This is a genomic window from Aeromonas media (genome assembly GCF_000819985.1).
Lineage (GTDB): Bacteria > Pseudomonadota > Gammaproteobacteria > Enterobacterales > Aeromonadaceae > Aeromonas > Aeromonas media.
Map to the genome: position 1 here is coordinate 65,968 of NZ_CDBZ01000220.1, position 10,406 is coordinate 76,373.

The 10,406-nt window shown below is 56.8% G+C and carries 10 protein-coding genes; all 10 read left to right on the plus strand.

Going from position 1 to position 10,406, the window contains the following annotated elements; translation table 11 throughout:
* The first annotated feature begins 41 nt into the window (after positions 1-41).
* Positions 42-4,346 carry a DNA-directed RNA polymerase subunit beta' gene (gene rpoC / locus BN1127_RS20015; RefSeq protein WP_005325063.1) on the plus strand — a complete coding sequence of 1,435 codons (4,305 nt, stop codon included), beginning with the start codon at positions 42-44 and terminating at the stop codon, positions 4,344-4,346.
* A gap of 196 nt (positions 4,347-4,542) precedes the next feature.
* Positions 4,543-5,259 carry a helix-turn-helix transcriptional regulator gene (locus BN1127_RS20020; protein WP_025328613.1) on the plus strand — a complete coding sequence of 239 codons (717 nt, stop codon included), beginning with the start codon at positions 4,543-4,545 and terminating at the stop codon, positions 5,257-5,259.
* A gap of 26 nt (positions 5,260-5,285) precedes the next feature.
* Positions 5,286-5,666: a RidA family protein gene (locus tag BN1127_RS20025; protein ID WP_041206542.1), complete on the plus strand. Its 381-nt coding sequence runs from the start codon at positions 5,286-5,288 to the stop codon at positions 5,664-5,666.
* 86 nt (positions 5,667-5,752) lie between these two features.
* Positions 5,753-6,145 carry a sulfurtransferase complex subunit TusD gene (tusD, locus tag BN1127_RS20030; protein WP_042650612.1) on the plus strand — a complete coding sequence of 131 codons (393 nt, stop codon included), beginning with the start codon at positions 5,753-5,755 and terminating at the stop codon, positions 6,143-6,145.
* Between the two features lie 9 nt (positions 6,146-6,154).
* Positions 6,155-6,511, plus strand: a complete 357-nt coding sequence (gene tusC / locus BN1127_RS20035) for a sulfurtransferase complex subunit TusC (RefSeq protein ID WP_042650613.1) — start codon at positions 6,155-6,157, stop codon at positions 6,509-6,511.
* A 7-nt stretch (positions 6,512-6,518) separates the two neighbouring features.
* Positions 6,519-6,797 (plus strand): sulfurtransferase complex subunit TusB, encoded by a 279-nt coding sequence (gene tusB, locus BN1127_RS20040; protein WP_042650614.1) that lies wholly within the window; start codon positions 6,519-6,521, stop codon positions 6,795-6,797.
* A 182-nt stretch (positions 6,798-6,979) separates the two neighbouring features.
* Complete coding sequence (rpsL, locus tag BN1127_RS21895; protein WP_005306278.1) at positions 6,980-7,354, plus strand: 30S ribosomal protein S12; 375 nt, start codon at positions 6,980-6,982, stop codon at positions 7,352-7,354.
* A 93-nt stretch (positions 7,355-7,447) separates the two neighbouring features.
* Positions 7,448-7,918 (plus strand): 30S ribosomal protein S7, encoded by a 471-nt coding sequence (rpsG, locus tag BN1127_RS20050; protein ID WP_010675949.1) that lies wholly within the window; start codon positions 7,448-7,450, stop codon positions 7,916-7,918.
* A gap of 74 nt (positions 7,919-7,992) precedes the next feature.
* Entirely contained in the window at positions 7,993-10,098 is a 2,106-nt protein-coding gene (fusA, locus tag BN1127_RS20055) for an elongation factor G (RefSeq protein ID WP_005325033.1), read from the plus strand.
* A 54-nt stretch (positions 10,099-10,152) separates the two neighbouring features.
* On the plus strand, positions 10,153-10,406 hold a 254-nt coding region (locus BN1127_RS20060; protein ID WP_042650616.1), incomplete at its 3' end, for a GTP-binding protein.

The window sequence follows — 10,406 nt, forward strand, 5'->3', positions numbered from 1 at the left end:
GCAGCAGGGCGCCGAGGTTAGACTCCTGACAGGGGAAACACGTGAAAGACTTACTCAAGTTTTTGAAGGCTCAGACCAAGACCGAAGAGTTTGACAGTATCAAGATCGGTCTGGCCTCTCCTGACATGATCCGCTCCTGGTCATTCGGTGAGGTCAAAAAGCCTGAGACCATCAACTACCGGACTTTCAAGCCGGAACGTGATGGTCTGTTCTGCGCCCGTATCTTCGGACCGGTGAAGGACTACGAGTGTCTGTGCGGCAAGTACAAGCGCCTGAAACACCGTGGTGTGATCTGCGAGAAGTGCGGCGTAGAAGTGACCCAGACCAAGGTCCGTCGTGAGCGCATGGGCCACATCGAGCTGGCCAGCCCGACTGCCCACATCTGGTTCCTGAAGTCCCTGCCGTCCCGTATCGGTCTGCTGCTGGACATGACCCTGCGTGACATCGAGCGCGTGCTGTATTTCGAATCCTATGTGGTTATCGAACCCGGCATGACCAACCTCGAGCGCAGCCAGATGCTGTCCGAAGAGAACTATCTGGACGCGCTGGAAGAGTGGGGCGACGAATTCGACGCCAAGATGGGTGCCGAAGCGATCCTTGCATTGCTGCGTGCCATCGATCTGGAAGGTGAAGTCAAGACCATGCGCGAGGAGCTGGATCAAACCAACTCCGAGACCAAGCGCAAGAAGACCACCAAGCGTCTGAAGCTGATGGAAGCCTTCCTGCAGTCCGGCAACAAGCCGGAGTGGATGATCATGACAGTGCTGCCTGTGCTGCCGCCGGACCTGCGTCCGCTGGTACCGCTGGACGGCGGTCGTTTCGCGACTTCCGATCTGAACGATCTGTACCGTCGCGTGATCAACCGTAACAACCGCCTGAAGCGTCTGCTGGATCTGGCGGCTCCGGACATCATCGTGCGCAACGAAAAGCGCATGCTGCAAGAGTCCGTGGATGCCCTGCTGGACAACGGCCGTCGTGGTCGTGCCATCACTGGCTCCAACAAGCGCCCGCTGAAATCCCTGGCCGACATGATCAAGGGTAAGCAAGGTCGTTTCCGTCAGAACTTGCTGGGTAAACGTGTCGACTACTCCGGTCGTTCCGTTATCACCGTAGGCCCGACGCTGCGTCTGCATCAGTGCGGTTTGCCGAAGAAGATGGCGCTGGAACTGTTCAAGCCCTTCATCTATGGCAAGCTGGAATCCCGTGGTCTGGCGACCACCATCAAGGCCGCCAAGAAGATGGTGGAGCGCGAAGAAGCGGTCGTTTGGGACATCCTGGACGAAGTGATCCGCGAACACCCGGTCCTGCTGAACCGTGCACCGACCTTGCACCGTCTGGGTATCCAGGCGTTTGAACCGACCCTGATCGAAGGCAAGGCCATCCAGCTGCACCCGCTGGTCTGTGCCGCCTATAACGCGGACTTCGATGGTGACCAGATGGCGGTCCACGTACCGCTGACCCTGGAAGCCCAGCTGGAAGCGCGCGCCCTGATGATGTCTACCAACAACATCCTGTCGCCTGCCTCCGGTGAGCCGATCATCGTTCCTTCCCAGGACGTGGTCTTGGGTCTGTACTACATGACCCGTGCCCGTATCAACGCCAAGGGCGAAGGTATGGTGCTGGCCGGTCCGAAAGAAGCCGAGAAGGTCTATCGTGCCGGTCTGGCCGATCTCCATGCTCGTGTGAAAGTGCGCATTACCGAATACCTGCGTCAGGAAGACGGTTCCCTGCTGCCGCACACCGAGATGAAGAACACCACCGTTGGTCGTGCGATCCTGAGCCTGATCCTGCCGAAAGGCATGGAATACGCGCTGATCGACGAACCCAAGGTGCTGACTGCCGCCGAGCAGGCCGATCTGGATGCCAATCCGCAGAACTGGATCAAATCCGTATCCAACAAGGCGCTGGGCAAAAAGCTCATCTCCCGTCTGCTGAACACCTGCTATCGCAAGCAGGGCCTGAAGGACACCGTCATCTTCGCTGACCAGCTGATGTATACCGGTTTCCATTACGCGGCCCTGTCTGGTGCTTCCGTTGGTATCGATGACATGGTCATCCCGGATGCCAAGAAAGACATCATTGCGGCAGCCGAAGCCGAAGTTGCCGAGATCCAGGACCAGTTCCTGTCCGGTCTGGTGACCGCTGGCGAACGCTATAACAAGGTTATCGATATCTGGGCCAGCGCGAACGATCGCGTCTCCAAGGCCATGATGGATAACCTCTCCAAGGAGCGGAACGTCAACTCCCTGGGTGAAGAAGAAGAGCAGGCCTCCTTCAACAGCATCTTCATGATGGCCGACTCTGGTGCGCGGGGCTCCGCCGCCCAGATCCGTCAGCTGGCCGGTATGCGTGGCCTGATGGCCAAGCCGGATGGTTCCATCATCGAAACGCCGATCGTGGCGAACTTCCGTGAAGGTCTGAACGTACTGCAGTACTTCATCTCCACTCACGGTGCTCGTAAGGGTCTGGCGGATACCGCACTGAAGACAGCGAACTCCGGTTACCTGACTCGTCGTCTGGTTGACGTGGCTCAGGACATGGTGATCACCGAGGACGATTGCGGTACGACCGAAGGTCTGTGGATGACTCCGCTGATCGAAGGTGGTGACGTGGTCGAGCCGCTGCGTGAGCGCGTGCTGGGTCGTGTGGTCGCCGAAGACGTGATCAAGCCGGGTACTGAAAGCGAGATCCTAGTCGCGCGCAATACTCTGCTCGACGAGTATCTGTGTGACCTGCTGGAGCGTAACTCCGTCGACCGCGTGAAGGTACGTTCTGCCATCACCTGTGAGACCGACTTCGGTAACTGTGCTCACTGCTACGGCCGTGATCTGGCCCGTGGTCACCTGGTGAACAAGGGTGAGGCTGTCGGTGTTATCGCCGCCCAGTCCATCGGTGAGCCGGGTACCCAGCTGACGATGCGTACCTTCCACATCGGTGGTGCCGCATCCCGAGCTGCTGCCGAGAGCAGCATCCAGGTCAAGAACACCGGTAGCATCAAGCTGCAGAACGCCAAGTTTGTTACCAACAGTGCCGACAAGCTGGTTATCACCTCCCGTTCTACCGAACTGACCATCATGGACGAGATGGGCCGTACCAAGGAAAGCCACAAGCTGCCTTACGGTTCCGTGCTGGAAGTGAAAGATGGCCAGGCCGTGAGTGCCGGTGATACCGTCGCCAACTGGGATCCGCACACCCACCCGATCATCACCGAAGTAGCAGGTCGCCTGGACTTCGAACACATGATCGACGGTGTGACCATCACTCGTCAGACCGACGAGCTGACCGGTCTCTCCTCTATCGTCGTGCTGGATGTCAATGAACGTCCGAGCGCGGGTAAAGAGATGCGTCCGACCGTGAAGCTGGTCGACCAGAACGGCAAGGATGTCATGATCCCGGGTACCGATGTTGCAGCCCAGTACTTCCTGCCGGGCAAGGCGATCGTGAACCTGGAGGATGGTGCCAACGTGGGCGTGGGTGACGCGGTCGCGCGTATCCCGCAAGAGTCCAGCGGTACCAAGGACATCACCGGTGGTCTGCCGCGCGTTGCGGATCTGTTCGAAGCACGTCAACCGAAGGAACCGGCTATCCTGGCCGAGATCTCCGGTACCATCTCCTTCGGGAAAGAGACCAAGGGCAAACGCCGTCTGGTCATCACCCCGACCGACGGTGGCGATATCTACGAAGAGATGATTCCGAAGTGGCGTCACCTGAACGTGTTCGAAGGTGAAAAAGTTGAGAAGGGTGAAGTACTGGCAGATGGTCCTGAGTCTGCTCACGACATCCTGCGTCTGCGCGGTATCAGCCCGGTCGCCAACTACATCGCCAACGAAGTGCAGGACGTTTACCGTCTGCAAGGCGTTAAGATCAACGACAAGCACATCGAAGTCATCGTTCGTCAGATGCTGCGTAAGTGCGAGATCCTGAGCGCTGGCGACACCGATTTGATCGAAGGCGAGCAGGTTGAAGTGGCTCGCGTGAAGATTGCCAACCGTAAGCTGGTTGCCGAGGGTAAGACTCCGGCCACCTTCCGTCATATCCTGATGGGTATTACCAAGGCATCTCTGAGCACCGAGTCCTTCATCTCCGCGGCTTCCTTCCAGGAAACCACTCGTGTTCTGACCGAAGCGGCCGTTGGCGGCAAGCGTGATGAACTGCGTGGCCTGAAAGAGAACGTAATCGTGGGTCGCCTGATCCCGGCTGGTACCGGCTTTGCCTACCACCATGCCCGGATCAACCAGCGTGCCGCCGCAGCCCGTGCTGTCGGTGTGCCGCAGGTGACTGCCGATGAGGCTCAGCAAAATCTGGCGGATCTGCTCAACGCAGCCGGCAGTTTTGACGAAGAGTAATCTTCAGCTGCAGTGATTAAAAAGGGCTCCTTCAAGGGGCCCTTTTTGTTGCCTGACCGCCAGTAGTGCGCTGCACCGGGCTGGGGCAGGGGATGATCCAGTGCAAGGTTATAGAGCAAAAAATCAAAAAAAGTTGACATTGATCCCCCGCAATTGAAAACTCGGGAAAGTTGAATGGTTATTACAGGGGTAGAACATGGCTGTCGGTATCGAGGAAGTACTGCTTCCCGAAGAGCAACTGAGCGGTCGCGCTTTTACAGACGAAGACAGGGAATTGTTGCGTTCATATGAGGGCCTCATCGAGGGCCTGGCCGATCTGTTCGGCAAGCACTGCGAAGTGGTGCTGCATTCCCTGGAAAATCTGCATGAGTCAGTGATCAAGATAGCGAACGGATTCAATACGGGGCGGACCCTGGGAGCGCCGATCACCGATCTGGCCCTGCGTATGCTCAAGGACATCGAGAGTACGGGTCAGGATCACACCCAGAGCTACTTTGCCCGCAGCCGGACCGGTGCGCTGATGAAGTCGAGCACCATCGCCATCCGCAACCGCGACAAGCAGGTGATCGGTCTTATCTGCATCAACCTGCACATCAATGCGCCTTTCCACGAGTTCGTGGCCGAATTCTTCCCGACGCCCCAGCAAGTGGAGCGTCAATCGCCGGAGACCTTCGCCAACAGCGTGGAGGAGCTGGTTGCCCAGACGGTGGACAACACCATCGACGAGATCAACCGTGATCCCTCCGTGGCCAACAACGCCAAGAATCGTTTTATCGTGACCCAGTTGTTCGAGAAGGGCATATTTGATATCAAGGACTCGATCAACCTGGTCGCCGACAAGCTGAATATTTCCAAACATACCGTGTATCTCTACATCCGACAGCGCAAGCAGGGTGAAGAAGAAAGCGAGTAAGCGCCATAGATAGGGGATAGATAACAATGGCTAAAGAAGTGATTGCAACCGACAAGGCGCCTGCCGCAATTGGTCCTTATGTACAGGCCACCAAGCTGGGTGACCTGGTGTTCACCTCCGGGCAGATCCCGCTCGATCCGGCCACCATGGACATAGTTGCCGGTGGCATAGAAGCGCAGGCCGAACAGGTGATGAAGAACCTGGTTGCAGTATTGAAGGCGGCGGGTGCCGATACCAGCAAGGTGCTGAAGACTACCTGTTTCCTGAGCGACATGAACAACTTCGTGGCCTTCAACCAGGTCTATGCTCGCTACTTCGGTGACGCTGCGCCGGCGCGCTCCTGCGTGGAAGTGGCTCGCCTGCCGAAAGATGTGCTGGTCGAAGTCGAAGCCATTGCTTACGTCTGAGTCACCGTCAGCGAAAAAGCCCCTCCCAGGAGGGGCTTTTTCGTCTTTGAGATAGAATGGATACACATCTGTGCAGGAGTACGGACATGAGTCTGAATTTTGCCCTGCTGGTCACCGGGCCAGCCTATGGCACCCAGACGGCCAGCACCGCCTATCGCTTCGCCCTGAGCCTCATCGAGCAGGGGCATCAGCTGTCCCATTTGTTCTTCTATCAGGATGGGGTCCATAACGGCAATGGCCTGCATGCCCCGGCCAGCGATGAGACCGACCTGGTGGCGCTGTGGCGCGATCTGGCCCTGGCACAGGGCATTGCCATCGATGTGTGTGTCGCCGCCGCCATGCGCCGCGGGGTGCTCGATGAAGCCGAGGCCAAGGGGGTCGGCAAAACCCAGTTCAATCTGCAGGCCCCGTTTCGTTTGAGCGGGCTGGGTCAGCTGGCGGAGGCCAGCCTGACCGCCGACCGCTTCGTCCAGTTCTAGGGGGATGGAATGACCAAGATAGCCTTTATCTGCCGCCGTGGCCCCCACGGTACGGCGAGTGGACGAGAGGGCCTGGATGCCTTGCTGGCCACCTCTGCGCTGACGGAATCACTGGCGCTGTTCCTCATCGGTGACGGCGTGTTGCAACTGGTCAGGGAGCAGTCACCACAAGGGATATTGCAGCGCCACTACGCCCCGACCTTCAAGATATTGGAACTGTACGATGTCGAGGAGGTCTATGTCTGTGCGGCGTCGCTGGCCGAACGTGGTCTGACGGCTGAGGATCTGCTGATCCCTGTGACGGTGGCGAGTCCGACCGAGATCCGCCGCCAGTGGGATAACTTCACTACCCACATCAGCTTTTGAGGTACCCATGATACAGCTTGTATTGAGCTCGCCTTTCCTCAGCCAAGACCTCGAGCAGGTGTTGCGTTATCGCCAGGACGCGGATCTGCTGGTGCTGATGCAGGATGCCGTAGTGGCGGCGACGGCTCCGCAGTGGTGCGAGCGATTGAGCGGGATTCCGCTCTATGTGATGGGGGAAGACCTGAAGGCGAGGGGGTTGTCCCCCAGGATCGGGATGGCACTCGACATGGCCGGCCTGATCAAGCTGATCGCCGAGCAGGGATCACCACAGACCTGGGCCGGCTAAATTTGATTTTTATCAGCTATCTCAGGCGATTATCACAATAGTGGCGGAATGTCATTTGCCCTTTTGGCGCACGAATTGTATAAATCTTGACTCCCTAGACAACAGGGCATAAAATTTCGCGTCCCCGTATCTGCGGGGAGGATTTTTCACACGTTTATGAAGTCATTATCAGGAGCCTTTTGATGGCAACTATTAACCAGTTGGTTCGCAAGCCACGCATCAAGCTCGTTGTGAAAAGCAACGTGCCGGCGCTGGAAGCGTGCCCTCAGAAGCGTGGCGTATGCACCCGTGTATACACCACCACCCCCAAGAAGCCTAACTCTGCACTGCGTAAAGTGTGCCGTGTACGTCTGACCAACGGCTTCGAAGTCACCTCCTACATCGGTGGTGAAGGTCACAACCTGCAGGAGCACTCCGTTGTTCTGATCCGTGGCGGTCGTGTCAAGGATTTGCCAGGTGTTCGTTATCACACCGTTCGTGGTGCGTTGGACTGTGCCGGTGTTAAAGACCGTAAGCAGGCTCGCTCCAAGTATGGCGTGAAGCGTCCGAAAGCTTAATGGTTCTCCGTTAAGTAAGGCCAAACGTTAATTCGTTTCTAGTTAGATAACTTTCTAGTTTTGGGTAACCCCTGAAGTTACGGAGAATTTGAAATGCCAAGACGTCGTGTTGTTGGTCAGCGTAAAATCCTGCCGGATCCCAAGTTCGGATCAGAGCTGCTGGCTAAATTTGTCAACGTAGTAATGGTTGACGGTAAGAAATCTGTTGCAGAAGCCATCGTTTATGGCGCCCTGGACATCATTGCCACCAAATCTGGCAAAGAGCACCTGGCCCTGTTCGAAGTCGCTCTGGACAACATTCGTCCGGCGGTCGAGGTTAAATCTCGTCGCGTCGGTGGTGCAACCTATCAGGTACCGGTAGAAGTTCGTCCGGTTCGTCGCAATGCCCTGGCAATGCGCTGGTTGGTTGATGCCGCTCGTAAACGTGGTGAAAAATCAATGGCTCAGCGTTTGGCTGGCGAGCTGCTGGATGCCGCTGACAATAAGGGTTCGTCTGTCAAGAAACGTGAAGACGTTCACCGTATGGCTGAAGCGAACAAGGCTTTCGCTCACTTCCGCTGGTAATCCGCCTGCGCAGGGCCTTCAGGCTCTGCGCACCTTCAGTTATCTAGGGGTACGCTCCTAGTAAGAGGATGACAATGGCTCGTACAACCCCCATTGAGCGTTATCGTAACATCGGTATCTCCGCTCACATCGACGCCGGTAAGACTACTACTACCGAGCGCGTTCTGTTTTACACCGGTGTAAGTCACAAGATCGGTGAAGTTCACGATGGCGCCGCCACCATGGACTGGATGGAACAGGAACAAGAGCGTGGTATCACCATCACCTCCGCCGCGACCACCGCTTTCTGGTCCGGTATGGGTAAACAGTTCCAACCGCACCGTATCAACATCATCGATACCCCAGGCCACGTTGACTTTACTATCGAAGTAGAGCGTTCAATGCGTGTTCTGGACGGCGCCGTGATGGTGTACTGTGCCGTAGGTGGCGTACAGCCACAGTCTGAAACCGTATGGCGTCAGGCTAACAAGTACAAGGTTCCCCGTATCGCGTTCGTCAACAAGATGGACCGTACCGGCGCCAACTATCTGCGCTGCGTTGAGCACATCAAGACCCGTCTGAAAGGCGTGCCGGTTCCCCTGCAACTGAACATCGGTGCAGAAGAGAACTTCAAGGGCGTTATCGACCTGGTCAAGATGAAAGCAATCAACTGGAGCGAAGCTGACCAGGGTGTGTCTTTCGATTACGAAGACGTCCCGGCCGAGCTGCTGGAACAAGCGCAAGAAATGCGCATGAACCTGGTTGAAGCCGCTGCTGAAGCGTCTGAAGATCTGATGGAAAAATACCTGGGTGGTGAAGAACTGACCGAAGAAGAGATCAAGAAAGCTCTTCGTCAGCGTGTTCTGAACAACGAAATCATCCTGGTTACCTGTGGCTCTGCGTTCAAGAACAAGGGCGTACAGGCCATGCTGGATGCCGTGGTTGACTATCTGCCGGCTCCGACCGACGTAGCAGCCATCGACGGTCTGAAGCTGGATGGCGAGACCAAGGACGAGCGTCACGCTTCCGATGACGAGCCGTTCTCTGCTCTGGCATTCAAGATTGCTACCGACCCGTTCGTAGGCAACCTGACCTTCTTCCGCGTTTACTCCGGTGTGGTTAACTCCGGTGACTCCGTACTGAACTCTGTCAAAGAGAAGCGCGAGCGTTTTGGCCGTATCGTTCAGATGCACGCCAACAAGCGTGAAGAGATCAAAGAAGTTCGCGCAGGCGACATTGCCGCTGCCATCGGTCTGAAAGACGTGACCACTGGTGACACCCTGTGTGACGAAAAAGCACCGATCATCCTCGAGCGCATGGAATTCCCGGAGCCGGTAATCTCCATCGCGGTTGAGCCGAAAACCAAGGCTGACCAAGAGAAGATGGGTCTGGCACTCGGCCGTCTGGCGCAGGAAGATCCGTCTTTCCGCGTATGGACTGACGAAGAATCTGGCCAAACCATCATCGCCGGTATGGGTGAGCTGCACCTGGACATCATCGTTGACCGTATGCGTCGTGAGTTCAAGGTTGAAGCCAACGTAGGTAAGCCGCAGGTTGCCTACCGTGAAACCATCCGCAATACCGTCAAGGACATCGAAGGCAAGCATGCCAAGCAGTCCGGTGGTCGTGGTCAGTACGGTCACGTTGTGATCGACATGTACCCGCTGGAAGAAGGCAAAGCCTACGAGTTTGTTAACGACATCAAGGGCGGCGTCATTCCTGGTGAGTTCATCCCGGGTGTTGACAAGGGTATCCGTGAGCAGCTGAAGTCCGGCCCGCTGGCAGGCTATCCGGTCATGGATCTGGGTGTGCGTCTGCACTTCGGTTCCTACCACGATGTCGACTCCTCCGAACTGGCGTTCAAAATCGCTGCTTCCATGGCCTTTAAGGCTGGCTTCATGAAAGCCAACCCGGTTCTGCTCGAACCGATCATGAAAGTAGAAGTTGAGACTCCGGAAGATTACATGGGCGACGTCATCGGTGACCTGAACCGTCGTCGTGGCCTGATCGAAGGTATGGAAGACGGCCCGTCCGGCAAGATCGTTCGTGCTCTCGTGCCGCTGGCCGAGATGTTCGGTTATGCGACTGCCCTGCGTTCCGCTACCCAGGGTCGCGCTTCCTACGCCATGGAATTCGCCAAGTATCACGATGCCCCGACTAACGTCGCCCAGGCCGTGATCGAAGAGCGCAAATCCAAGTAATTTATGATTCCCCGCCTACGACGGTAGGCGGGTTTAACCTAGAAGGACTACGTCGTGTCTAAAGAAAAATTTGAGCGTAATAAACCGCACGTAAACGTCGGCACCATCGGCCACGTTGACCACGGTAAAACCACCCTGACCGCCGCCATCACCAACGTGCTGGCCAAGCACTTCGGTGGTAAAGCTTTCGCCTTCGACCAGATCGACAAGGCACCGGAAGAGCGTGAGCGTGGTATCACCATCAACACCTCCCACGTAGAATACGACACTGCTACCCGCCACTACGCCCACGTAGATTGCCCGGGTCA